Source organism: Sinorhizobium sp. KGO-5 (assembly GCF_036245905.1).
In the GTDB taxonomy this organism is placed as follows: domain Bacteria; phylum Pseudomonadota; class Alphaproteobacteria; order Rhizobiales; family Rhizobiaceae; genus Sinorhizobium; species Sinorhizobium meliloti_A.
The window spans coordinates 48,797-72,176 of sequence record NZ_BDIZ01000010.1; the positions used below are offsets into that span (position 1 = coordinate 48,797).

Sequence of the window (23,380 nt, forward strand, 5' to 3'; positions counted from 1 at the left end):
GCGCCAAGGCGACAATATTTTTGATCAGGAGGTTTTATGGGTGGCGGGCAGATATCTTTCGGGCGCACTCTGGTCGTGGCGCCGCATCCCGATGACGAGGTGCTCGGCGCAGGCGGGACGATCGCAAGGCTCGCGGCCGAAGGCGAAGAGGTGTTCGTCGCGGTCGTGACGGAGGGAAAGCCCCCCGCCTTCGATCCGGAGGGAACTGCCCGGATACAGGCGGAAGCGAGGCAAGCGCACCGCGCGTTGGGCGTGACGGAAACCATATGGCTCCGGCTGCCGGCGGCACAGCTTGCGGAAACGGCGCATGCGACCGTCAATGCCGCCTTGCTCGAGCTCGTTCGCCGGCTGTCGCCGCAAACCGTCTTATTGCCCTTCGTGGGCGACATGCACATGGACCATCAGTTGACCTTCACGTCGGCGCTGGTCGCCTGCCGGCCGCATCAGGCGGAATTCCCGAAGCTCGTTCTCGCCTACGAGACCCTGTCCGAGACCAATTGGAACGCGCCCTATCTGTCCCCGGCATTCGTGCCGAACGTCTTCGTCGATATCAGCGAACATCTCGAGGCAAAGCTCAAGGCGATGGAGATGTTTGCTTCGCAGGTACGCCAGCCGCCGCATGAGCGCTCGATTGCGACCCTCAGGGCGCTGGCGACCTTGCGCGGCGCGACCGTGATGCGGCAAGCGGCCGAAGCTTTCGTATTGGTCCGGCACGTCGTTTAGGTTGAGGAACGGCGTCACACGGAATTTCTCATTAACGCCATAAGACCCAATTCAATTCGGAGGGACAGATGGGACGCTGGCCGGTTTACGACGAGGAGCAGATCGAGGATGTCGTGTCGGTCCTCAGATCTGGCGAAGTGAATGCCTGGACGGGACCGCACGTACGCAACTTCGAGGCTGCGTATGAGCGCTTTCTCGGCGTAAAACATGCGGTGGCTCTCGCCAACGGAACGGTGGCGCTGGACCTCGCGCTCTACGCGCTCGGACTTGAGCCGGGCGATGAGGTCATCGTGACGCCGCGCAGCTTTATTGCCTCGGCCTCCACGGTGCCGATGGCGGGTGGAGTTGCGGTTTTCGCCGACGTAGATCGCGACAGCCAGAACATCACGGCGGAAACCATAAGGGCGAAGCTGACGCCGAAGACCAAGGGCGTCATCGTCGTACATCTGGCCGGCTGGCCCTGCGACATGCCCGCCATCATGGCGCTTGCCCGCGAAAAGGGGCTGTGGGTGATAGAGGATTGCGCTCAGGCGCACGGCGCCGAAATAGACGGCCGCCCGGTCGGCAGTTTCGGTGATATCGCGGCTTTTTCCTTCTGCCAGGACAAGATCATCACCACTGGAGGCGAGGGCGGGCTCGTGGCGATGAACGACGACGAGCTCTGGAAGAAGGCCTGGAGCCGCAAGGACCACGGCAAATCGTATGACGCCGTCTACAACAGGGAGCACCCTCCGGGTTTCCGCTGGCTGCATGAGTCCATCGGCACCAACTGGCGCATGATGTCGATCCAGGCGGTCATGGGATCGCGTCAGTTGCAGCGCCTGACGGAATGGCGCAGCATAAGAGCGCACAACGCGGCCATTATCGCCAGAGCGGCCGAGGAGATCGAGGCTTTGCGCACGCCCCTGCCGCCTCGTGGGATTCAGCACGCGTGGTACAGGTTCTATACGTTTCTTCGGCCGGAGCGCCTGCGGCCAGACTGGAGCCGGGACCGGATCATTGCCGAAATCAACGGCGCCGGCGTCGCATGCTTCAGCGGCAGTTGCTCGGAAATCTACCTGGAAAAGGCCTTTACGGACATCGGCATGGTCCCGACGCAGAGATTGCCCGACGCGCGCGAGCTCGGCGAGACGAGCCTGGCCTTCCTGGTCGATCCCGCGCTCGATACGGCGGCAATGGAGAAGACGGCGCATGTCCTGCGGGAGGTGTTTGCAAGGGCCAGCATCGGCAGGCCAGCCCTCGATGCCGCGCGGCGTTAGAGCAGCTTTATCCGCAAATGGGTGCGCAGGCGCGGGGTCAGACGTTCAATCCCGTGTGGCCGACCAGACGTTTGGCGGCGACCGTCAGGTCGGCCGCGCACAAACGCTCGACCTCTGCGACCTGCGCCTCGTCCAGGTAGTCCCTGAACCCACCTGCCTTGCCACGGCGCATCCGCAGGCTTTCCACGTCGTTCCGATCGTAGTCATGAGCCGGAATGCCTTCTACCCGTTCCCTGTCCTGCATGGCCTCGAACCGCCCGGCCTCGACTGCAGCCCGGAGCGCCGCTCGATCGACCGGACAGCGGAGAAATTTCAGCACCGCCTCGGTTCGTCCTTCCGTGTCGGCGGAGAGCCCCTCGTAGCTCAGAACGAAGTGCGCGCGGTTGGACAAACCGGCTGCCCAGCGATTGAGATAACTGATCATCTTGGGCATACCCTGGTCATGGTCCTTTATGAACTCCGTAAGGGTGCCGGCGAAACGGTGTTTGTGCCGGGTCGCATGGAAATAGGCCGACACGATCACGTCGCGCGGGTCTCTTACCATCATGATGACCGGACGCCTGAGGAACAGGCTGGCGCGATAGTCCAGGTGACTGACGAGGATCGTCGGGATTGCGTCTTTCGCCTCGCGGAAGCGGTAGCCCGGCATGCCGCGCACCGGGTCGAGATCGAAGTTCGGTACGATCGAAAACATATTGTGAAGGTCAATAGGCTCCGGCACCCGCGAGATTGCCGCGAGATAGTGGGAAAGAACGTATCGAAACCAGGTGCGGCCCGATTTTGGATAGGAGATCAGGAAGCTGTCGGCTTGGGCAGCATGGCTGGTAAGCCGTACCCGCTTCTCGACCCGACGCCATGCCCGCCTGAGAATGCTTGCCATGGTTTGTCCCTCAAATTGAGATCACCGGCGTGCGGTGCACGCATGGTAAATGTAGTTTTGGCGCACTGATCGCGCAGAATAGAACAATATGTCGTTACAGAAATAATTCTACCGCCTATTTTCATAAGGAGATTTGGAATGAAAAAATAAATTCTTTGAGTATGCAGTGGTCGCGCGTCTTGTGTGGTATTGATTCTTTGAAGCAATTAATTAAGCTTATGGTGCCGGTCGTCCCGTGGCTGGCAATTTCAGGCATTCGTTTTAGCAATTTGAATATGAAATGAAAAACAAGCATTCTGTCAATAACGTGCTTGCATAGGGCGTGAGGCGCGCCCGGTAACATTCCAAACAGCATTGGTGAAGATCGTGATGTTTTGCATCGCGAAGACGGAATGGAGGCACCAGATGATGTCCCTTGGGCGAAGAGAAACCGTTGCTGTGGCGGCAGCCATGACTCCTGTGCGTGACGTTCGCGGGGCTTCAGGGGAGGGGAATTTCGAAATGAACGGCAGTTCGAATTCCCCAGCGCTTGAGGCGTCGAATATTTCCGGAGCACGTGTGACGATCGTCCTGCCGGGCCTTGGCGCCGGGGGCACGGAGCACGTGGTCAACCTTGTCGCCAACCATTGGGCCCGGCTCGGCTGCATGGTCACTCTGATCACTCTCGAGCCGCCGGATGCGAAGCCCTACTACGAATTGGATCCGAAGATCGCGATCAAACGTCTCGATTTGCCGCCGCAAAGGGCTGGGAAGATCGAGGCGGGCCTGCTCGTGCTCAAGAGAATTTCTCGCCTGCGTTCCGCCATTCGCCGCTCGCAACCCGATTTCGTGTTGAGCTTCCTGACCCGAACGAACGTACTGACGCTGCTGGCGACGGTTGGGCTGCAGGCTCCGGTGATCGTTTCCGAGCGCAACAATCCGGCCCTCCAGCCTTTCGGTCCAGTCTGGAAATGGGTTCAGCGCCGTCTGTATCCGCGTGCGTTCGGTCTGGTGACGATGACCAGGGGCGCGCTCGACTATTTTCCGGAGAAGATGCGCAGCAGGGGGTGGGTGATCGCCAATGCCGTCGACCTGCCCGGCGAATGGCAGAAGAGACGCGGCAACAATATCTTGACCGCGGTTGGCCGGCTCACGCGTCAGAAGGGCTTCGATCTCCTGATCGAGGCCTTTGCACGGATTGCCACGAGGCACCCCGAATGGAAGCTCGTCATCTGGGGCGAGGGCGATGACAGGAAATCGCTCGAGGCACTGCGGGACGCGCTGGACCTGAAGGACAGGGTTGAGTTACCGGGCGTGACGCAAAGACCGGGGCTATGGGTGGAGACGGCCGACGTCTTCGTATTGTCGTCCCGTTACGAGGGATGGGGTATCGTCTTGCTCGAGGCCATGGCTGCAGGGCTTCCCGTGGTTTCTTTTGCATGCGAGTGGGGCCCCTCGGACATGGTGAAGCATGGCGAGGATGGAATCCTCGTTCCCAGCAACGATGTGGATGCGCTTGCCGAGGCACTGTCTAGGGTGCTCGGCGACGGTGAACTCAGGAGCCGTTTGGCTACCAATGCCGAGGCGAGCGCCAGGAGATACTTGCCAGAACGCATACTTTCGCAGTGGGACGCAGTCGCATCGTCGGCCCTGAAACACTCGGCCCGCGAACATGCCTCCACAGTGTCGGCTGCTGAAGCCGGTTCGGCTTGAGCCGGACCATAATCCGGAGAGCCTTGCGCCGGCCTACTTACCGGACGCGCAAAAATCGCCGTGGCACTTTGATCTGCTGCATGCCTTCCGTTACCGGATGGGATCAAAGAAGACATGTTTGGGCGCCGCGCTTCGGCGTGAGGCCCCGATCCATGCACCCTTCGGAGTGCACGGGATTGCGGGGTGACGCATATGTGTTGATATGCCACTATCATCGCCGAGTGGTCTGGCGATCAGGGGGCTATCGCATGGGTGCAGGTGTAGGGCGCGTCGCAGCAGTGGTGGCCTTTTTTCTCCAACTGATCTTTGCTTCTGTGGCTCTCTCGGCGGCCCAAGACCAGGGGGCAGCGCCTCCGGCCAAGGTGCAGCAGCTCATTCAGCTGCTGGATGATCCCGAGGTCCGTCAATGGATCGAGACTAGGCAGGGGATCGAGACCAGGCAGGCGGCCTCCGGGCCCGTTACCGTCACGCAGCCCCAGAGCTTCGCTTCGCGCTGGATGGCCGAGGCCAGGAGGCACCTTGCTGCGCTTCTGAATGCCGCGCCGCGCGTATTGCCCGAATGGCAGGCGGCGAGAGACCGTGTGTACGGGGACATGGAGGGCCAGGGAAGATTGCCGATCATCTGGGCGTTTGCCCTGGTTCTGCTGATCGGCTACGGCGCCGAGTTCCTTCTGCGCCATCTCCTGCGACGAAGCGCCAGCCGCAACAACGTGCAGGCAGGAAGCGGGTTGGCGGCCTTCGTTCGCATCGCGCCGCTTGTCGCCTTCGCCATTGCGGCCGTCGCTGCTTTCGTGATCGCCGATTGGCCGCATCACCTCGGGGCAGCGGTGGCGCCGCTCCTTATCGCCTGGATCGTGGCTCGACTTCTGATCGCGATCGCATCGGCCGTGTTGACGCCGGCCATCTCGGAGGGGGATCAGGCAAGGTCGTATGTATCGCTTGCTCCGCATCGTGCCCGTTACTGGCTCAGGCGGTCCGTATACTTCATCTGCACCGTCGCTTTCGTATGGGCCGTCGGCGATATGATGCGCGCGCTCGCGTTTCCCGAAGACGTGCGCAACCTCACCGGCGCGGTCCTGGGCCTCTTCGTTCTCGGACTGGCGATCGACACGACCTTGCGCCGGCCGATTGCCGAGATGGCGCCCGCGCGTCGCATCCTGCGAAATGCCTTGATCGTTTCCTTCCTAGTCTTGCTCTGGGTCTTCTGGGTTGCAGGCATGGATGTGCTGTTCTGGCTCGGCGTCTATGCCCTCGGTCTGCCGCCTCTGCTGCGCTTCACCAGCGCCGCGACCAGAACGATGCTGGATGCTGCCGCGGCGGAGGACTTCCGCGTCCTGCGCAATGTTCTGATCGAGCGAGGGGCGAGGCTGGTGATCATCGCGCTCGCGGCCGTATGGCTTGCCATGACCTTCCGCATCGACGGCGCGCAGATGATGCAGGACGATGCCTTCAACCGCATCTTCCGTGGCGTGCTGGCCGGCATCGTCATACTGCTTGCGGCCGATCTCGTCTGGCAGCTTGCCAAGGAATCCATCAACGTGCGCATGGCGCGCGCCAGCCTGACCGTGCAGGATTCCGCCGAGTTCGCGCGCAACACGCGCCTGCGCACGCTGCTGCCGATCCTGCGCAATTTCCTTGCGGCCTTCATCGCGGTCGTCGCCGGTATGATGGTGCTTTCGGGGCTTGGCGTCGCAGTCGGTCCGTTGATCGCCGGCGCTGGGGTCTTCGGCGTCGCCATCGGCTTCGGCTCCCAGACGCTCGTCAAGGATATCATCAGCGGCATCTTCTACATGATGGACGATGCCTTCCGGGTCGGCGAATATATACAGAGCGGCAGCTATAAGGGCACGGTGGAGTCCTTCAGCATCCGCTCCGTCAAGCTGCGACATCACCGGGGACCGGTGTTCACCGTGCCCTTCGGCTCGCTCGGCGCGGTGCAGAACATGAGTCGCGACTGGGTCATCGACAAGTTCCTGATCAATGTTTCCTATGACTCCGACGTCGCCAAGGTGAAGAAGGTCGTGAAGGGCATCGGGGCTTCCTTGCTCGAAGACCCGGAGCTCGCGCCGATGATCATCGAAACGGTGAAGATGAAAGGCGTGGAGCAGTTCGGCGATTACGGCATAACGCTGAGCTTCGCCATGAAAACCAAGCCGGGCCACCAGACCCAGGTGAGAAGAAGGGCCCAGGCCATGATCAAGGAGGCCTTCAAGACCAATGGCATCCAGTTCGCCTCGCCCACGGTCCAGGTGGCCGGAGACGACGTGCAATCGGCGCCGGCGGCAGCTGCCGCGACACGCGACGCGATCGCCAAGAAGAACGCGGCGCTCGCCCAGGGCGGGGAGGCAGCGGCGGAATAGCCGGGGCACTGCAGCCGCACGTCGTCGGGCCGGGGCCTGTTGACATCGCGACGGGAGGCGGGATAGCTCGCGCCGAATGAACATCGTCTTTCATGCGCCACTGAAATCACCCGACCACCCTGTCCCTTCCGGCGACAGACAGATGGCACGCATGCTGATCGAATCGCTGCGGCTGGCAGGTCACGACGTCAGCATTGCCTCGGAGCTGCGCACCTTCTCGCGTGATGCCTCGGATGCGGCATTTTCAGCGTTCCGCAAGGAGGCCGAAGGGGAGATTGCGAGGCTTCGGCGGCTCTGGCAGTTGAAAGGGCCGCCCGACCTCTGGTTTTGCTACCACCCGTACTACAAGGCTCCGGATCTCATTGGTCCCGCGCTTTCCGCGGAATTCTCCATTCCATACGTTACTGCCGAGTGTTCTTATTCCTTTCGGCGCAACCTGGGGTCATGGAAACTTGCGCAAGATGAGGTCGCCGCCGGTGCAAGGCAGGCGGCGGTCAATATCTGTTTCACCCATCGTGACCGCGAGGGTCTCGAAGAGGCGGTACCCGAAGTGCGCTCTGCGCTGCTCGCCCCTTTCATCGATGTGTCGCCGTTTCGTGACCTGCGAAGGACCGGGGCCGGCGGCAACCGCCTGCTTGCCGTCGCGATGATGCGTCAGGGCGACAAGATGGATAGTTATCGCATGCTTGCCCGCGCGCTCGCCCTTGTCGCTGATGTGCCCTGGACGCTCACGGTGGTGGGCGACGGCCCTGCACGGGCTGACGTATCGGAAGCCTTTTCGGCCTTTCCCGCAGGACGGCTGGATTGGCTTGGCGAAAGGTCGCCTCAGGCGATTCCGGAGATTCTCGCCGGCGGCGACCTCTATGTCTGGCCGGGCTGCGGGGAGGCCTACGGCTTGTCCTATCTGGAGGCGCAGGCTGCAGGCCTCGCGGTCGTCGCGCAGCGCACGGCGGGTGTGCCGGAAGTCGTACGTGACGGCGAAACGGGATATCTGACGACGGCCGGGGACATCGACGCACTGGCGGCAGCGGTGCGGCGCTTCCTCGTGGACGGATCCCTACGCAGACAATTTGGCGAGCGCGCGCGGCGCTTCGTTTTCGAGCACCGCTCGCTTCCCGCCGCCGCCGCACGTCTCTCGGGGATCTTCGCCGATTTCGTTGGGAGTGCGAAATGACGATCGCATCGATCTGGGAAACGCTGGCCGACAGGCTCGATCGCCTGCAGGAGGCAGGCCAATCGGTCGACTTTTGGCTGCGGGACGACGACGCCGTCGAGCCGACGGCCGCGCTCCACCGATTGCTCGACCTCACCGACCGCTTTTCGGTGCCGGTGATCTTGGCCGTCATTCCGGCAGGTACCGATGAGCGCCTTTCGCGCTGCATTGCCGGCCGACCGCTTGTCGATGTTGCCGTCCACGGGTGGTCCCATCAAAACCATGCCCCCGCTACAGAAAAACGCCAGGAACTAGGAGGTCACAGGTCGCGCGAGATGGTGGCGTCCGACTTGCGCGCCGGTTGGGCGCGTCTGCGCGCGCTTTATCCTGCCGCTATGGTGCCGCTCCTCGTTCCGCCATGGAACCGGATCGACCCGGGGCTGGTGCCCGGACTGCACGAGATCGGCTTTAGGGCCCTTTCGGTTTTCGGACCGGAGGACGGGAAAAAATCCGCCGTGTTACGCGTCCCGGGGCTGCAGCTCATAAACGCCCATGTGGATGTGATGGACTGGCACGGCACCCGCGGCTGCCGCCCTCATGGCGAGATCCTTCGCGACATCGATCGCCGGCTGGATGAAATCGAGAAGGGCGGCGGGACGGTGGGAATTCTCACCCACCACCTCGTTCACGACGAGAGCGTATGGGAATTCCTATCCAGACTTTTCGACATCACCGCCTCGCACGCTGCCTGCCGCTGGCGCAGGGTTGCGGATCTTTTAGGCCAATGACAATTTCCAGCCCGATGGCATCTATTTACTTCCTTCCTTAGTAAATGCGCCGCCCGGTATGGGGCGAACGAAATCGGGCGTCTTGGGTACCACCAGTTCCGCCAGGTGGCGGTCAAGAATGAGGGGAATCATCCCGCCAGCGACAAGCGTTTCAACCTCCTGCTCCGTCTCCACCGCGGCGCGCGCCGTCAATGTCTTGGCTGCGCCAGAGGCGCTCAGCAAGACCAGCCTGATACCGCAGCGCGCTTCTATGTGCCTGGCGTCAACTTCGATGAGGTCCAGTGCCGAAAGTGAGGGAATTGTGTTCTCGATGACGATGGGCAGGATTCCCATGCCGATCAGGTTCGTGCGGTGGATGCGCTCGAAACTTCTGGCGATGACGGCGCGCACCCCAAGCAGCGCAAGGCCCTTGGCTGCCCAGTCGCGCGAAGAACCGGCGCCATATCGCTCACCGGCTACGATCACGACGGAGCGCCCTTCCTGCCGGTAGCGTTCGGCCACCTCCCATAGCGGGCCTTCATCCATGGTAGGGGCATACACGGTTCTTGAGGCCGGTCGCCCGTCAAGCAGGAGGTTGGACGCCGTGGGATTGTCGAAGAGACCGCGGACCATGGCCGCCCAGTTCCCGCGTCTGGCCGCATAGACGTTGAGGTCGTTTGGCGGATCGCCGGCCGCAACGAGATGGCGTCCGGCATAACTCTCGGCATCGATCTGGCCGGCGGGCGAGATGTGATCCGTGGTCATGTCGTCGCCCAGCACGAGCAGCGGATGGGCCGTATAGGTTCCGAGCCGATTGGTGTTGCTCGCGACGGCAAAGGGCGGTCGCTGGATATAGGTGGAGATTTCATCCCAGGGAAATGTTGGAGAGGATGGCGCCTCGAGGGCAAGCCATGCATCGTTCTTCGTGGCGTCGTGAAACGCCCGGCCAAAATCCTCGCACTGCGAAAAGTCACGCAAAATGGCATCGATTTCCTCATCGGACGGGAGGAGATTGCGAAGGCAGACGGCGGATCCGTCCGCGGTGTCCGCGACTTTGACATTCAACGGATCCCGACAGAATTTTCCGATCATCGAGAGGGCGACGACATGCGGCGGCGAGGCGAGGAAGCCGAACTGCAGGCTCGGATGCACCCGGCCGGAGAAGTTGCGATTGCCCGAGAGAAGGGCGGCGGCGACAGTGCCATTGGCGATTGCTTCGGCCATGTCCGGCTGGAGCGGCCCCGAATTTCCGATGCAGGTGGTGCATCCATGACCCACGATGTTGAAGCCGGTCGCCTCCAGATCCGTCAGCAGTCCGCTTCTTCTCAGGAAGAGTTCGGCAGACGGCGAGCCCGGCGCTAATGATGTCTTGACCCAGTGAGGCGGCCGCAGACCGAGCCTGTTTGCCTTGCGGGCCACAAGACCAGCGGCAGCTAGCAGACGCTGGTCGGAGGTGTTGGTGCAACTCGTGATGGCCGCGATAGCAATCGCGCCGTCCGGAATCCCGTTGGATATCTCCTCAAACGGCCCGCCGGCTGCCGTCTCCAAGGCAGATGCAGCCTCAGTCAGCGCGCATTTGTCCTGCGGGCGCCGCGGCCCGGCAAGAAGGGGACGCACATTGCCGAGATCAAGTTCGACGACCCGACTGTAGCGCGGCTCCGCGTCCGGATCGAACCAGAGCCCCATCGCTCGGGCGACACCTTCAACCATTGAGCCGTGCTCCGCCCTTCGGCCGGTTCGCCGCAGGTACTCGATAGTCTGTCCGTCGATTGGGAAATAGCCGGTCGTCGCACCATATTCGGGCGCCATATTGGCAATGACGGCGCGGTCGCCGCCGGTGAGCGTCGACACCCCTGGCCCGAAGAATTCGACAAACTCTCCCGAGACCTTGTGGCGCCGCAGGAGGTGCGTGACCTCCAGGGCAAGGTCTGTCGAGAGCACGCCGGGGGACAGCCGTCCGGTCAGGCGCACGCCGACGACCTCCGGCAGCCGTAACGTGACCGGAAAACCAAAGAGGACGCTTTCCGCCTCCAGCCCGCCAACGCCCCAGGCGAGAACTCCGATGCCGTTGATCATCGGCGTATGACTGTCAGTGCCGATGAGCGTGTCCGGCGTCGCCCAGGTTTCGTCGTGCCGCTCCTCGAGACGCATGACGGTCGCCAGCTGCTCGAGATTGAGCGTGTGCATGATCCCGGTGCCAGGCGGATGCACCGTAACACCTGGAAGGGCTTGGGTTGCCCATTTCATCAGGCGGTAGCGCTCACTGTTGCGCTCCATTTCGCGTTGCATGTTAAAGGCGCGGGACCGAGGCTGTCCATACATGTCGACGCCGACACTATGATCGACGGATACGTCGACTGGCAGGACCGGCGTGAGGTTCGCCGGGTCGCCGCCGGCTTCGGCGACGGCGTCGCGCATGGCAGCGATATCGACGAGGGCGGGTACGCAGGTCGTGTCGTGCATCAGGACACGCGACGGATGGAAAACGACCTCAGCCTCACTCGCGCCGCTGACAAGCCAGCGCCGCATGGCTTCAATCATGCGGGGCAGGCAGATTGTGTCTTTCCTGGCGACGTTTTCCAGCAGGATTCGATGAACAAACGGCAGCCTGTGGAAGTCCGGGCCGAAGGTGGACGTGAGATCAATCGCTTTAACGACCCCATGGGACGTAGGCACCTCTCGAAAGCACATGTCTCCTCCGGTGTTGATTTTTAATATGCAAAAAACCAAAAAATCAGCCGTGTCAATGTCAACTCGGCCGATTTTTGGTTTTTCAGGCGGCCGGGTATGCAAATTGTTGGCGCGAATCGTTCCCTTTGCGGCTCTCATGGACTAACGTGCGGCGACGTCATCGTTTTCATAGGATTGACCGAGATGCGCTCCAGCCAGTTGGCACAGACCATTGCAAATGAAATCACCCTCCTGGTCACGTCTGGAGAGCTGGCGGTTGGGGATCACCTCAAGACGCAGCAATTGGCAGATCGCTTTGGCGTCTCCCGCTCACCGGTTCGCGAGGCGATGGACATGCTGGCCACGCAAGGTCTCCTCGAGCAGAAGGAAAACAGGGGGTTCTTCGTCAAGGAGGTCACGGACAGCATTGCCGAACGCGTTCGCGACGATGCGGAGCCGTTCGAGGTCGCCAATGACTACCAGCGTCTTGCAGAAGACTGGCTCACCGACCGCATACCGGCCGAAGTCACCGAGCAGATGCTGAGAGAGCGGTACGATCTGACGAAATCGCAGGTCAACGATGTCTTGATGCGCGCTTCACGTGAAGGATGGGCGGAGCGCAAGCAGGGCTACGGCTGGCGCTTCCTGCCGGTCGCCAAAACGCCCGAAGCCTTCGAACAAATCTATCGGTTCCGCATGCTTATCGAGCCTGCGGCGATGCTGGAACCTGAGTTTCGACTCGATCGCAAGATCATCGAGGAGCAACGGCGCATTCAATTGCGAATGCTGGAATCGGATATCGAGCGACTGCCGGCCGAACGGCTTCTCCACAACGGTGCGCTTTTCCATGAAGAGCTGATCAAGATGTCGAACAATCCGTTTTTCCACCTCTCGCTCGTGCGCGTGAACAGAATGCGCCGGTTGCTCGAATATCGTTCGCGGGTCGATCGCAGCCGCACCGTGCGCCAGTGCAGGGAGCACCTCGAAATCCTTGATCTTCTTGAGCGCGGCGAGGTCGTCGAGGCTTCCTATGCGATGCGACGGCACCTGGGTGGCGCGCTTTCGAAGAAGTCGCCCGTAACCTGGTCCTGGTCGCATCAGGCGCATGAAAAAGAACTTCTCGAAAAATAGTGATTGCATTTTCAGATTTAAAAAGCCAATAATCTGCCCGTGACGTTGCGCGGCCGGTCGGCCGTTGCCTCATGGGAGATTGTCAGATGAAAATATTCGTAACGCCGTGTGATGGGATTGGTCCCGAGATCACCGCGGCAACAATGGAGGTCATGAAGGCCACGGACGCGGCGTTCGGTCTCGGCCTCGAATACCACTTTGAGGACACAGGCTTCGCCAGCCTGGAAAAACACGGTTCGACGCTCCGGGATGAGACGATCGAGCTTGCCCGCACCTTCGACGGGATCATTCTCGGTCCCCAGTCGCACATGGACTATCCGCCCCGCGACAAGGGCGGCGTGAACGTCTCGGCCGGCTTCCGTGTCAAGCTCGATCTTTACGCCAATGTGCGCCCGGCACGCTCCCGCGCGTTTTTGAACGATGCGAAGAAGATGGACCTCGTGATCATGCGTGAGGCGACCGAAGGCTTCTATCCGGACCGCAACATGTATGCCGGGACGGGCGAATTCATGCCGACGCCGGATGTCGCCCTCTCGGTCCGCAAGATCACCGCGAATGCCTGCGAGCGCATAGCGCGCCAGGCCTTTCTGCTTGCCATGAAGCGCGGCAGGAAGGTCACGGCCGTCCACAAGGCCAATAATTTCATTCTGACGGATGGCCTATTTCTGCAACAGGTGCGCAAGGTCGCCGCCGAATTCCCGGAAGTCAGGCTCAACGACGTCATCATCGATGCCATGGCGGCGCATCTCGTGCGCGACCCGTCGCGCTATGACGTGATCGTCGCAACGAACTTCTATTCTGACATTCTTTCCGACCTCGCGAGCGAGCTTTCCGGCAGCCTCGGCCTGGCCGGTTCCATCAACGCCAACGCCGAGACCGGCCTCGTCTGCGCGCAGGCACAGCACGGCTCGGCGCCCGATATCCAGAACCAGAACATCGCCAACCCGACGTCGCTCATCCTCTCGGCAGCGATGATGCTGAGCTGGCTCGGCGAGCAGCGCGGCCTTCCGCAATTCGAGGCCGCCGGCGCAGAGATCGAGCGAGCCGTCGACGAGGTCCTCGCCAATCCGGCGACGCGCACGCGCGATCTCGGCGGCAACACCAACACAGACACCTTTGGCTCACTCGTGGCCCGGGCTGTCCAAAATCGCGGCGGCGACCGAAAGGCCGTCAATGCCTAAGCGTTTGCACTTTTGATTTTATAAATCCAAAGTGCAAAGTCGGAGGTCGCGAGGGCGCGGAGTGGCCCTCGCGCAAATGCCCGGAGGAGCTTTGGAGCACGGGCGCTATTGGGAGATCAGACTATGAACAGGCAACACACCGTCCGCTCGACAGCTTTCGCCGTCACCGCGGCATTCATGACCGCGTTTGCAGCCACTGCATCCGCACAGGAAGTACCGGCCGGCTATCCGGCAGACTATGCCGACCTCATCGCCAAGGCGAAGGAGGAGGGCACCGTGTCCGTCTACACCTCTACGGACGCTGCCCAGTCGCAAAAACTGCAGGATGGCTTCACCAAGAAATACGGCATCAAGATCGCGTATAACGACCTCGGCACGAACGGCACCTATAACCAGGTGATATCCGAGGCCGCGGCCGGCCAGACGACAGCCGATGTCGTCTGGAGCTCGGCCATGGACCTGCAGATGACGCTGGTTCAGGACGGTTACGGCATGGAATACGCCTCACCGGAGGCGGGCCAGCTGCCGGGTTGGGCAAACTACAAGAACACACTCTACGCCACGACCGTCGAGCCGATCGGCGTGATCTACAACACCAAGGCCCTGTCGGAAGACAAGCTGCCGAAGACCTATGCGGACATGATCACCTTCCTGAAGGAAAACAAGGACATGCTGCAGGGCAAGGTGGCGACCTTCGATCCTGAGAAGAGCGGCTCCGGCTTCCTTCATCATTCCAACGATGCTCGCAACCGCGAGGACTTCTGGGATCTCGCCAGGGCCATGGGCGACGACGGGGCCAAAATCTATTCGAGCTCCGGAGGAATGAAGGAAACGGTCGTTTCCGGCGAAAACATCATCGCCATCAACATCATCGGCTCCTATGCGCTCGACTGGGTCAAGGAAAGCCCGAACCTCGGCGTCCATTTCGCCAGTGACTATACGCCGGCCTTCTCGCGTCTGGCGCTTATCACCAAGGATGCACCGCATTCGAACGCCGCGAAGCTCTTCGTCGACTACATGCTCTCGGCCGAGGGCCAGTCGCTTCTCGCGGAAGGCGGACTTCCCTCGGTCCGCGAGGATGTGACCTCCGGCCTCAACGTCAAGACGCTCAACGAGCGTGTGGGCGGCGGTCTCAAGCCGATTGCGGTCGATGAAGGCGTGCTCGAATACATGGACCAGATGAAACGCGTCCAGTTCTTCAACGACTGGAAGGAAGCGCTCGGTCGCTGATGCTTCGCTCGCCGCGGCGCCATCGGCGCCGCGGCTCCGCCCCCCGTTTGCGAGAGGCAAGGAATGTCTACCCACGCTCAAGCACCGGCCGCAGTCGAGCTTTCAAAGGCCGCAGCCGAAAAGAAATATCCGGCGAGAATGCCCCGCCACGGCAATGCGAGCACCTACAGGCGCGTCGTCATCGGCCTGCTCGCAATCGCGGTGCTGGCGCCGGTCGGCCTGATCATCTACCAGAGCTTCCTGACGGCTGCCTTCTTCAGCCCGCGCGCCAAGTTCGGGTTCGATGCCTATCGCTACGTCTTCTCCGACAAGAATTTCTACAAAGCCCTCGGCACGACGGCGATCTTCTCGTTCGGGATGGTCGCAATCGCGGTACCACTCGGCGGCCTGTTGGCCTTTCTGATCACGAGAACCGACGTGAGGGCCAAGCGCCTCCTCGAGGTCCTCGTTCTCGTGCCGATGTTCATCTCGTCCATCGTGCTCGCCTTCGGCTACACCGTCTCGGTCGGTCCGACGGGCTTCGTCTCCCTCTTCGTCCGCGACATCATCGGCGTTGTTCCCTGGAACATTTACAGCCTGCCGGGCATGATCCTGATCGCTGGCCTCAGCCACGTGCCGCACGTCTATCTTTACGTGTCCTCGGCCATGCGCAATCTGCCGTCCGACCTCGAGGAAGCTGCGCGCACGACCGGCGCATCGATATGGCAGGTCTCGCGTGACGTGACCCTGCCCATGGTTCTGCCGGCTCTGATCTTTGCTGCCGCGCTCAACATCCTGCTTGGCTTCGAGACCTTCGGCATTCCGCTTGTGCTCGGGGATCCCAACGGCATCATGGTGCTGACCACGTATATCTACAAACTGACGACGCTGTTCGGTACGCCAACCTACCAGCTTATGGCAGTGGTCGCCGTCGTCCTGGTCCTGATCACACTTCCGCTCGTATGGATGCAGCGCAAGCTTTTGCGCAATGCCCGCAAATATGCGGCGATGGGCGGAAAGGGTGCGCGTGTCTCTACCCTCAAGCTAGGCAACAGCGGCCAGATCATCGCTCTCTCGATCATCGGCCTGTGGCTCTTCGTGTCGGTTGTCCTGCCGATCGGCGGAATTACCGTGCGCGCCTTTGTCGACGCCTGGGGAGAGGGGGTCAACCTGTGGTCCCAGCTCACCTTCTCGAACTTCAGCCGCATGCTGGAAGTGCCGAGCCTCTATAACGGTATCATCAACACGATCGTGCTTTCGGTGGTCGGCGGTGCCGTGGCAGTCGCAATCTACCTAGCCGTCGGCCTCGCCGGTCACCGCAACTGGGGCATGTCGAACACGGTGCTGGACTACATCGTGTTGCTGCCCCGCGCGCTTCCGGGCCTGGTGGTCGGTCTCGCCTTCTTCTGGGTTTTCCTGTTCGTGCCCTTGCTGACGCCCTTGCGGCCGACACTCGTCAGCCTCTTTGTCGCCTATCTCGTCGTCGGCCTCTCCTACGGTCTGCGCCTGCTGCAGGGCACGCTGATCCAGGTGGCTCCGGAACTCGAGGAATCGGCGCGCACGACCGGCGCGACAATCGGCCGGACATGGAAGGACGTGGTTATTCCAATCGTCCGTCCCGGCCTCGCCGGCGCCTGGGCGCTGATCATGATCATCTTCCTTCGCGAATATGCGACGGGCGTCTATCTCATGGGCGCAGGCACTGAAGTGATCGGCTCGCTGATGGTCTCGCTTCTGCAGACCGGCGCGATGAACACGATCGCCGCGCTCGCCCTCATCAGCATCGTATTGACGGGCGCAGGCCTCGCACTCGCCCTCCGTTTGGGAGCAAAAATCCATGACTGAACTCGTTGTCAGCAATGTCCAGAAATGGCTCGGCGGCCTGCAGATACTCAAAGGCGCCTCCTTTACCGCACAGCGCGGGTCGATCGTCGCTCTTCTCGGAGCCTCCGGCAGCGGCAAGACCACGCTTCTGCGCTGCGTCGCGGGGCTCGAGCAGCCGGAAGTCGGCCAGATCGTGATCGGGGGGAAAACGGTCCTCGACGGCGAGAACAAGCTGGCCTTGCCGCCGGAACAGCGCAATATCGGCCTCGTCTTCCAGTCCTACGCGCTATGGCCGCATCGGACCGTCAAGGAGAATGTCGGCTACGGCCTCAAACTCCGGGGCGTCGCGCCGGCGGATCTCGAAAGGCGCGTTCAGGCGATCCTGGAGCGCATGGGTCTCGGGCATCTCGCCGATCGCTTTCCCTCGCAGCTTTCCGGCGGGCAGCAGCAGCGTGTCGCGATCTGCCGCGCGCTCGTCTACGAACCGCGCGTTCTGCTGCTCGACGAGCCGCTCTCGAACCTCGATGCGAAGCTGCGCGAGGAGGCGCGTTACTGGATCCGCAAGCTCATCCTCGATCTCGAGATCTGCGCCATCCTCGTCACCCACGACCAGAGCGAGGCGCTGGCTGCCGCCGACAATATTCTCCTGCTGCAGGACGGGCGCATCGTCCAGCAAGGCGGACCGCAGGAGATCTATTCCAACCCGAACAGCTTCTATTCGGCCGATTTCCTTGGCGCCAACAATATCGTCAAGGCAAAGGTGAAGACGGTTGAAGGCAGGGCGACGGTCATCGGCGGCGACAACTGGAGCCTCGACGGAACGGTGCGCGAAGCGTCGGGCTTGTCGGCATCGCAAGACGCGCGCGCGGTGATACGTGTCGAACAGATCAGCGTCAGCGACCAGCCGGATGCCAATGCGCTCGAGATGAACCTCGACGACAGCATCTATCTCGGAGACAGGTGGGAATACCGTCTGCGCCGCGGCGATTTTGTTGCCAAGGCACATGGCGCCAAGCAGCTGTCTTCCGGGACGGTCTGGGCACGCATTCCACCCGAAAGTGTGTGGGTGTTTTCGGCGGGCCAGCAGTAGCAGGCCCGAAGCGGCGGCCGCCACCTCTTTTCCAGGATCGACAAATGACGACACAGCCGAGAATCGCGCTCATTCACGCGACACCGATTGCCATGGATCCGATCAAGGCGGCCTTCGACAAGGCCTGGCCGGACGCCGGCCGGGTGAACATTCTCGAGGACAGCCTTTCCCCTGACAGGGCGAGGGACGGGGCCGTAACCGAGCAGATGACGGATCGCATCGTAGCATTGGCCAGATATGCGCGCATGATCGGCAGCGATGCGGTCCTGTTCACCTGTTCGTCCTTCGGCACCGCCATCGAACGGGCTGCATCAACGCTTGACATCCCCGTCCTCAAGCCGAACGAGGCGATGTTCGAGACCGCCATCCGCAAGGGCGGGCGAACGGCAATGCTCTACACGTTTCCGCCCGCGAGGGAGGGAATGGAAGCCGAATTCCGCGAGGAGGCCGCCCGTGTGGACCCGTCCGCCGAAATCGAAAGCTTCCTCGTCGAGGGCGCGATCGGAGCCGTGAGGGCCGGTGACGAGGCGACGCACAACCGGCTGGTGGCGGAGGCCGCTGCCAGGCTTGAGGGCTTTGACGCGATCACGCTTGCGCATTTCTCGACGGCGCGGGCGTTTCAGGCGGTGCAGGCGGTCACGACCATTCCCGTGCTGAACAGCCCCGACGCCGCCGTTGCCAAGCTTCGCCGTTTGCTCGGCTAGGTCGCGAACGCGTGTCATCGAGGAGCGGCTGGCTTCGAGCGCAGCGTCATTGTCAGCCCTTCGTCGTAGAACTGAAAGAGAGTAGAAACGATGCTTCTCGGGGTCATTGCGGACGATTTCACCGGGGCGAGCGACATCGCCAATACGATCGCGAAGGGCCTGCCGGGGCAGGGCGGCCTTCGCACCGTGCAATGTCTAGGTGTTCCGAGCGCTGCCGCCGACGCGGAGGTCGAGGCGGGCGTGATTGCGCTGAAGAGCCGCTCCATCGATGCGGCCGTAGCCGTCGAGCAATCGCTAGAGGCACTGAAATGGCTGCTCGATCAGGGCTGCGAGCAGATCGTCTTCAAATATTGCTCGACGTTCGATTCTACGCCGGCCGGAAACATCGGTCCGGTCGCGGAGGCGCTCGCCGACGCGCTTGCCGTGAAGGGTGTCGTCGTCTGCCCGGCATTCCCAGGGGCCGGACGCACGGTATATCAGGGGCATATCTTTGTAAAAGATCGTCTTCTTGACGAGTCTGGTCTGGAGAAGCACCCGCTCAATCCAATGACCGATGCCGATATCCGCCGTTGGCTACGGCTGCAGACGACCTCGGATGTCGGACATGTCGACATTGCCACCGTCCGCAGCGGGACTTCGGCGATCGAGGCCGCCTTCCGCAGGCATGGCGATGATAACCATGCTCTCGTAGTCGTCGATGCGATTACCGATGACGACCTCGTCGTGATCGGCAAGGCTGTCGCCGATCATCACCTTGTCACGGGAGGATCTGGGATTGCGATCGGGCTGCCGGCAAATTTTATCGCCCGCGGGTTAGCCAAGGGACAGAGTTCGGTGAGCTTCGGCGTCGATGGTCCGGAGGCCATTCTTGCCGGCAGCTGTTCCGGCGCGACCCGGGAACAGGTGGACCACCATCGGAATTCTTATCCGACGCTTGCCATCGATGTTGCCGGCGTCATGAATGGAACGGTGACGACGGTCGACCTGACTTCGTTCCTGCTTGCCAACCGGGGAAAGGCACCACTCGTCTATTCCTCGGGCACCCCTGACGAGGTTCAGGCGATCCAGGCGCGCTTTGGCCGGGAAAAGGTCGCCGAAGCCCTCGACAATCTCTTTGCTGAGACGGCACGGGAACTGATTGGCGCGGGCATACGCCGGCTGGTCGTTGCCGGCGGGGAAACATCGGGCGCGGTGGTTTCGGCGCTCGATCTTGGTACGCTGACAATCGGGCCTGAGATCGACCCGGGCGTCCCGGTCCTTCTGTCGAAAGGAGATGATCCGGTGGCGCTCGCGCTGAAGTCAGGGAACTTCGGCGCCCCGGATTTTTTCACAAAGGCCTTGGAGAGGCTTGCAGGACGATGAGTGCAGAAAACAAGCTCCGCGAGGACATCGTGGGCGGTGTGCTTGCGAGCAGCCGCGACCTGCGTTGACGGCGTGCAAGGCCACGCAAGGCTTTACTCAATCAAGAAGAATGAAGGAGATGGCGATGATCGTCACGACCAATCCGGCCACCGGCGAGGAACTTGCCCGCTACGAACTCCATGACGATGCCTTTGTCGATGCAGCGCTTTCGGCCGCCGCAAAGACGCAAAAGGCGTGGCGCAAGAAGCCTGTCCAAGAGCGGGTTCGACTGCTTGGCGCCATGGCCGGGGTGCTGCGTGCCGGCAAGTCGCGCTATGCTGAGATGATCACGCGCGAGATGGGCAAGCCGATCGTCGAGGCCGAGGCCGAAATCGAAAAATGTGCCTACAACTGCGACTTCTATGCCGAGCACGCGGCGCAATACCTCGCCGACGAAACGGTCGCCTCGAATGCGTCCGAAAGCGCCGTCGTCTTCGAGCCGCTTGGTGTTGTCCTCGCCATCATGCCATGGAACTATCCGTTCTGGCAGTTTTTCCGGTTTGCAGCGCCGGCTTTCGCCGCAGGGAACGGCGCCGTACTGAAGCACGCGAACAATGTGCCGGAATGTGCACTTTCCATCGAGGAAATCATGCGCGAGGCAGGTTGCCCGGAGGGCCTCTTTGCCACCCTGCTGATCGAGCCGGCCAAAGTGGCCGGCATCATCGCGGACGACAGGATCGCAGCTGTCACGCTGACGGGCTCCACCGAAGTGGGCGCCATCGTTGCGTCGCAGGCCGGCAAGGCGCTGAAAAAGCAGGTGCTGGAACTCGGTGGCTCCGACCCCTTCATCGTGCTTGCCGACGCCGATCTTGAAGAGGCGACAAACGTCGCGGTCAAGGCGCGCTACATCAATGTCGGGCAGTCCTGTGTCAACGCCAAGCGCTTCATCGTCGAAGAAGCGATCGCCGACCGTTTCGTCGAGCTCTTCTGCGAGAAAGCCGCGCAACTGAAGATGGGCGATCCGATGGAGCGCGATACCGGTATCGGCCCGATGGCACGGAAAAACCTGATGAGCAGCCTGCACGCGCAGGTCGAAAAGACAATTGCGGCGGGCGCTGAATGCAGGCTCGGCGGCGCGCCGCTGAGCCGGCAAGGCTATTTTTATCCGCCGACCGTGCTCGATCATGTGCGCCCGGAGATGGCCGCCTTCTGCGAGGAGACCTTTGGACCGGTCGCGGCCATCGTCCGCGTCAGAGATGCCGAAGAAGCGGTTCGGCTCGCCAATCAGACCGAATACGGTCTCGGCTCGGCGATCTGGACCTCGGATGTCGAGCGTGCACGCCGGCTCGCGCGCGACATCGACGCGGGCGCCGTCTTCATCAACGGCATGGTCGCGTCCGATCCCCGATACCCCTTCGGCGGGATCAAGCGTTCAGGCTACGGCCGCGAGCTCGGTGTCTACGGCATCCGCGAGTTCGTCAACATCAAGACCGTCTGGATCGGCCCGGCCAACGCAGCCCAGCCTGTCGCCAAGGCGCCGGAATAAGGAGAACCCAAATGACCCAGCCAGCAATCCTTCGCCCAAAGGAGCTCAACAGCAATGATCGTGGCAACGGCGCCCGCACGACGCCGCTCGTGACGCGCAAATGCGGCTCGACCACCATAATCAACGGCATCACCGCTTTCGACCCTGGCGCCGCGATCGGTCTTCACAAACATAATTGCGAAGAGAGCGTGATGGTCCTCGACGGGCAGGCCATTGCCGAAATCGACGGGGTCCGATACCCGCTCGGACCCAACGACACGACCTGGATCCCGGCAAACGTTCCCCATCGCTTCATCAATGCGTCCGAGACCGAGCCAATGCGCATTTTCTGGATCTATGCCTCCATAGATGCGACCCGGACCACGATCGCTACCGGAGAGGAGCGTCCGATCGATGCGGAACACCATCAGCAGGGAGCGAAATCATGATCGTTGAAGTCGCGGAGATTTCCGTCAAACCCGGCAGCGAGGCGCAATTCGAAGCGGGCGTGTCACGAGCGGCGCCCCTGTTTCTGAGGGCGAAAGGCTGCCACGGCGTGGCGCTGCATCGGGTCGTAGAGACGCCGTATCTTTATCGTCTGCTGGTCAAATGGGAGACGATCGACGACCACATGATCGGCTTCCGCAATTCTGATGATTTCCAGGAGTGGCGGCGTCTCGTCAGCCCATATTTCGACGGCGCGCCAAAGGTGACCCATTCCGAAGGAGTGGCTTTGCTCAAAGAGGGCGGGCAGGAGCGCTGACGCCTGGGGTGTGACCGGCGCGAATTAGCCGAGCATTTCAGCAGTAACCGTGTCGCAGATCTTATAGATCGATGACCTGACGGTCGCACGCGGCAAAGGCACCCGAGAAGAAAGCCTGGACTTCCTGTTCCATGGCGGCGAGTGCGGCGTCGGTGCGCGACGGATCGTGGTGGAACATGGCGAGGCGCGTGACGCCGGCGGCTTTGGCGAGCTGCGATCCATGCATCCCAGTCGAGTGTCCGTAGCCGCGAAAGGTCGGCATCTCGCTTTCCAGATAGGTGCAGTCATAGATCATCAGATCGGCTCCGGCGATGAAATCGAGGAGTGCGGGGTCGAGAATCCCGGGTTCGTGTTCCGTGTCGTAGACGAGCGCGACCGCCCGTCCGCCCCATTCGATACGGTAGCCGACACATCCCCCGGGATGCACGAGGCTCATGGTGCGAATGGAAATGTCCTTTCGCGGCGATAGTGTTTCACCCGGACGGAAATCGACGGTGTCGAGGCTCGCCTGGCAGATGCCCGTTCCGACCGGGAACCATGGCGGTCTCATGAACTCGTTGATCATTTCGGCCGTGGACATCGTGCCGTGGAGATGGCCGGACCAGAAGCGGACGGCGGAGCTGCAGCGGTAGATCGGCTTGAAATAGGGCAGGCCGATGATGTGATCGTAATGGGTGTGGGTGAAAAAAACGTCGAACTCGGCGATACCTTCGGACATCAGCGACAGCCCGGCCTCGCGCAGGCCCGAGCCCGCGTCGAATATCAACACCTCTTTGCCGCAGCGAATTTCGATGCAGGGCGTATTTCCTCCGTAGTGCAGGAACTGCTCGCCGGAAACCGGCAAGCTGCCTCTTACGCCCCAAAACTTCACTCGAAATGTATCGTCCTGCATTCCGTTCCGGCTTTATCCTGCCTGCCGTGGCATTTTGCCCGGGCGTAGTGATTAGACAAGCACAAATCATGAGGGTCCTGCAATGCCATTGGCGCCGTCGCGCACGCATTACATGGCGAGAAGAGAAATCTATCCATTGAAGCGAAGGTGCTTTATCCGTCGTAATCGGCTGAAAATCGCTCCAGCCTGGAAATCAGCAACAGATGTCGCCTCTAG

19 protein-coding genes are annotated in these 23,380 nt (G+C 61.7%); 16 read left to right on the forward strand and 3 right to left on the reverse strand.

The features are described 5' to 3' along the window. The first annotated feature begins 36 nt into the window (after positions 1 to 36). Positions 37 to 723, forward strand: a complete 687-nt coding sequence (locus BHD07_RS27305; protein ID WP_275599002.1) for a PIG-L deacetylase family protein — start codon at positions 37 to 39, stop codon at positions 721 to 723. 68 nt (positions 724 to 791) lie between these two features. Then, positions 792 to 1,982 carry a DegT/DnrJ/EryC1/StrS aminotransferase family protein gene (locus BHD07_RS27310; RefSeq protein WP_324763815.1) on the forward strand — a complete coding sequence of 397 codons (1,191 nt, stop codon included), beginning with the start codon at positions 792 to 794 and terminating at the stop codon, positions 1,980 to 1,982. Positions 1,983 to 2,019: 37 nt separating this feature from the next. Here the strand turns inward: BHD07_RS27310 and BHD07_RS27315 are convergent, their stop codons facing one another. Next, positions 2,020 to 2,862, reverse strand: coding sequence for a sulfotransferase domain-containing protein (locus BHD07_RS27315; protein ID WP_324763814.1), 843 nt, complete (start codon positions 2,860 to 2,862; stop codon positions 2,020 to 2,022). A 501-nt stretch (positions 2,863 to 3,363) separates the two neighbouring features. Here BHD07_RS27315 and BHD07_RS27320 point away from each other — a divergent pair. The 4 genes from BHD07_RS27320 to BHD07_RS27335 all read left to right on the forward strand — a co-directional run bounded on the left by BHD07_RS27320 (position 3,364) and on the right by BHD07_RS27335 (position 8,855). Beyond that, positions 3,364 to 4,554: a glycosyltransferase family 4 protein gene (locus BHD07_RS27320; protein WP_324763813.1), complete on the forward strand. Its 1,191-nt coding sequence runs from the start codon at positions 3,364 to 3,366 to the stop codon at positions 4,552 to 4,554. A 248-nt stretch (positions 4,555 to 4,802) separates the two neighbouring features. Next, positions 4,803 to 6,914, forward strand: a complete 2,112-nt coding sequence (locus tag BHD07_RS27325) for a mechanosensitive ion channel family protein (protein ID WP_324763812.1) — start codon at positions 4,803 to 4,805, stop codon at positions 6,912 to 6,914. A 76-nt stretch (positions 6,915 to 6,990) separates the two neighbouring features. Beyond that, entirely contained in the window at positions 6,991 to 8,088 is a 1,098-nt protein-coding gene (locus BHD07_RS27330) for a glycosyltransferase family 4 protein (protein WP_324763811.1), read from the forward strand. After that, complete coding sequence (locus BHD07_RS27335) at positions 8,085 to 8,855, forward strand: polysaccharide deacetylase family protein (RefSeq protein ID WP_324763810.1); 771 nt, start codon at positions 8,085 to 8,087, stop codon at positions 8,853 to 8,855. The genes BHD07_RS27330 and BHD07_RS27335 overlap by 4 nt, the downstream gene beginning before the upstream one ends. Before the next feature lie 21 nt (positions 8,856 to 8,876). On the opposite strand, the gene acnA is transcribed toward BHD07_RS27335, so the two are convergent. Beyond that, a complete protein-coding gene (acnA, locus tag BHD07_RS27340; protein WP_338283869.1) occupies positions 8,877 to 11,525 on the reverse strand; it encodes an aconitate hydratase AcnA in 2,649 nt (882 codons plus the stop codon). 183 nt (positions 11,526 to 11,708) lie between these two features. Between acnA and BHD07_RS27345 the strand changes: the two genes are divergently transcribed. The 10 genes from BHD07_RS27345 to BHD07_RS27390 all read left to right on the forward strand — a co-directional run bounded on the left by BHD07_RS27345 (position 11,709) and on the right by BHD07_RS27390 (position 22,272). Continuing rightward, positions 11,709 to 12,635 carry a GntR family transcriptional regulator gene (locus BHD07_RS27345; RefSeq protein WP_100670507.1) on the forward strand — a complete coding sequence of 309 codons (927 nt, stop codon included), beginning with the start codon at positions 11,709 to 11,711 and terminating at the stop codon, positions 12,633 to 12,635. Positions 12,636 to 12,721: 86 nt separating this feature from the next. After that, positions 12,722 to 13,816, forward strand: a complete 1,095-nt coding sequence (locus BHD07_RS27350; protein ID WP_324763807.1) for an isocitrate/isopropylmalate dehydrogenase family protein — start codon at positions 12,722 to 12,724, stop codon at positions 13,814 to 13,816. Between the two features lie 123 nt (positions 13,817 to 13,939). After that, positions 13,940 to 15,046 carry an ABC transporter substrate-binding protein gene (locus BHD07_RS27355; RefSeq protein WP_018097096.1) on the forward strand — a complete coding sequence of 369 codons (1,107 nt, stop codon included), beginning with the start codon at positions 13,940 to 13,942 and terminating at the stop codon, positions 15,044 to 15,046. Between the two features lie 63 nt (positions 15,047 to 15,109). After that, positions 15,110 to 16,870 (forward strand): ABC transporter permease, encoded by a 1,761-nt coding sequence (locus BHD07_RS27360; protein WP_100670500.1) that lies wholly within the window; start codon positions 15,110 to 15,112, stop codon positions 16,868 to 16,870. Beyond that, on the forward strand, positions 16,863 to 17,939 hold the full coding sequence (locus BHD07_RS27365) for an ABC transporter ATP-binding protein (RefSeq protein ID WP_324763806.1): 1,077 nt from the start codon (positions 16,863 to 16,865) through the stop codon (positions 17,937 to 17,939). Before BHD07_RS27360 ends, BHD07_RS27365 begins: the two co-directional genes overlap by 8 nt. 44 nt (positions 17,940 to 17,983) lie before the next feature. After that, positions 17,984 to 18,643 carry an aspartate/glutamate racemase family protein gene (locus BHD07_RS27370; RefSeq protein ID WP_324763805.1) on the forward strand — a complete coding sequence of 220 codons (660 nt, stop codon included), beginning with the start codon at positions 17,984 to 17,986 and terminating at the stop codon, positions 18,641 to 18,643. Between the two features lie 90 nt (positions 18,644 to 18,733). Next, positions 18,734 to 20,005: a 3-oxo-tetronate kinase gene (otnK, locus tag BHD07_RS27375; protein ID WP_338283870.1), complete on the forward strand. Its 1,272-nt coding sequence runs from the start codon at positions 18,734 to 18,736 to the stop codon at positions 20,003 to 20,005. A gap of 124 nt (positions 20,006 to 20,129) precedes the next feature. Then, the gene (locus tag BHD07_RS27380) at positions 20,130 to 21,530 is read left to right on the forward strand and encodes an NAD-dependent succinate-semialdehyde dehydrogenase (protein WP_338283871.1); all 1,401 of its coding nucleotides are present in this window, start codon (positions 20,130 to 20,132) and stop codon (positions 21,528 to 21,530) included. A gap of 11 nt (positions 21,531 to 21,541) precedes the next feature. Beyond that, on the forward strand, positions 21,542 to 21,958 hold the full coding sequence (locus BHD07_RS27385) for a cupin domain-containing protein (RefSeq protein ID WP_338283872.1): 417 nt from the start codon (positions 21,542 to 21,544) through the stop codon (positions 21,956 to 21,958). Further along, on the forward strand, positions 21,955 to 22,272 hold the full coding sequence (locus BHD07_RS27390; protein ID WP_338283873.1) for an antibiotic biosynthesis monooxygenase family protein: 318 nt from the start codon (positions 21,955 to 21,957) through the stop codon (positions 22,270 to 22,272). The genes BHD07_RS27385 and BHD07_RS27390 overlap by 4 nt, the downstream gene beginning before the upstream one ends. 61 nt (positions 22,273 to 22,333) lie before the next feature. Here the strand turns inward: BHD07_RS27390 and BHD07_RS27395 are convergent, their stop codons facing one another. Continuing rightward, positions 22,334 to 23,164 (reverse strand): MBL fold metallo-hydrolase, encoded by an 831-nt coding sequence (locus tag BHD07_RS27395; RefSeq protein WP_324763803.1) that lies wholly within the window; start codon positions 23,162 to 23,164, stop codon positions 22,334 to 22,336. Between the last annotated feature and the right edge of the window lie 216 nt (positions 23,165 to 23,380).

Coding starts and splice junctions, on each gene's coding strand:
- BHD07_RS27330 (WP_324763811.1), top strand. CDS start 6,991: ATGAACATCGTCTTTCATGCGCCACTGAAATCACCCGACCACCCTGTC.
- BHD07_RS27395 (WP_324763803.1), bottom strand. CDS start 23,164: ATGCAGGACGATACATTTCGAGTGAAGTTTTGGGGCGTAAGAGGCAGC.
- BHD07_RS27305 (WP_275599002.1), top strand. CDS start 37: ATGGGTGGCGGGCAGATATCTTTCGGGCGCACTCTGGTCGTGGCGCCG.
- BHD07_RS27335 (WP_324763810.1), top strand. CDS start 8,085: ATGACGATCGCATCGATCTGGGAAACGCTGGCCGACAGGCTCGATCGC.
- BHD07_RS27345 (WP_100670507.1), top strand. CDS start 11,709: ATGCGCTCCAGCCAGTTGGCACAGACCATTGCAAATGAAATCACCCTC.
- acnA (WP_338283869.1), bottom strand. CDS start 11,525: ATGTGCTTTCGAGAGGTGCCTACGTCCCATGGGGTCGTTAAAGCGATT.
- BHD07_RS27320 (WP_324763813.1), top strand. CDS start 3,364: ATGAACGGCAGTTCGAATTCCCCAGCGCTTGAGGCGTCGAATATTTCC.
- BHD07_RS27365 (WP_324763806.1), top strand. CDS start 16,863: ATGACTGAACTCGTTGTCAGCAATGTCCAGAAATGGCTCGGCGGCCTG.
- BHD07_RS27310 (WP_324763815.1), top strand. CDS start 792: ATGGGACGCTGGCCGGTTTACGACGAGGAGCAGATCGAGGATGTCGTG.
- BHD07_RS27370 (WP_324763805.1), top strand. CDS start 17,984: ATGACGACACAGCCGAGAATCGCGCTCATTCACGCGACACCGATTGCC.
- BHD07_RS27355 (WP_018097096.1), top strand. CDS start 13,940: ATGAACAGGCAACACACCGTCCGCTCGACAGCTTTCGCCGTCACCGCG.
- BHD07_RS27350 (WP_324763807.1), top strand. CDS start 12,722: ATGAAAATATTCGTAACGCCGTGTGATGGGATTGGTCCCGAGATCACC.
- BHD07_RS27380 (WP_338283871.1), top strand. CDS start 20,130: ATGATCGTCACGACCAATCCGGCCACCGGCGAGGAACTTGCCCGCTAC.
- BHD07_RS27385 (WP_338283872.1), top strand. CDS start 21,542: ATGACCCAGCCAGCAATCCTTCGCCCAAAGGAGCTCAACAGCAATGAT.
- BHD07_RS27390 (WP_338283873.1), top strand. CDS start 21,955: ATGATCGTTGAAGTCGCGGAGATTTCCGTCAAACCCGGCAGCGAGGCG.
- BHD07_RS27325 (WP_324763812.1), top strand. CDS start 4,803: ATGGGTGCAGGTGTAGGGCGCGTCGCAGCAGTGGTGGCCTTTTTTCTC.
- BHD07_RS27315 (WP_324763814.1), bottom strand. CDS start 2,862: ATGGCAAGCATTCTCAGGCGGGCATGGCGTCGGGTCGAGAAGCGGGTA.
- BHD07_RS27360 (WP_100670500.1), top strand. CDS start 15,110: ATGTCTACCCACGCTCAAGCACCGGCCGCAGTCGAGCTTTCAAAGGCC.
- otnK (WP_338283870.1), top strand. CDS start 18,734: ATGCTTCTCGGGGTCATTGCGGACGATTTCACCGGGGCGAGCGACATC.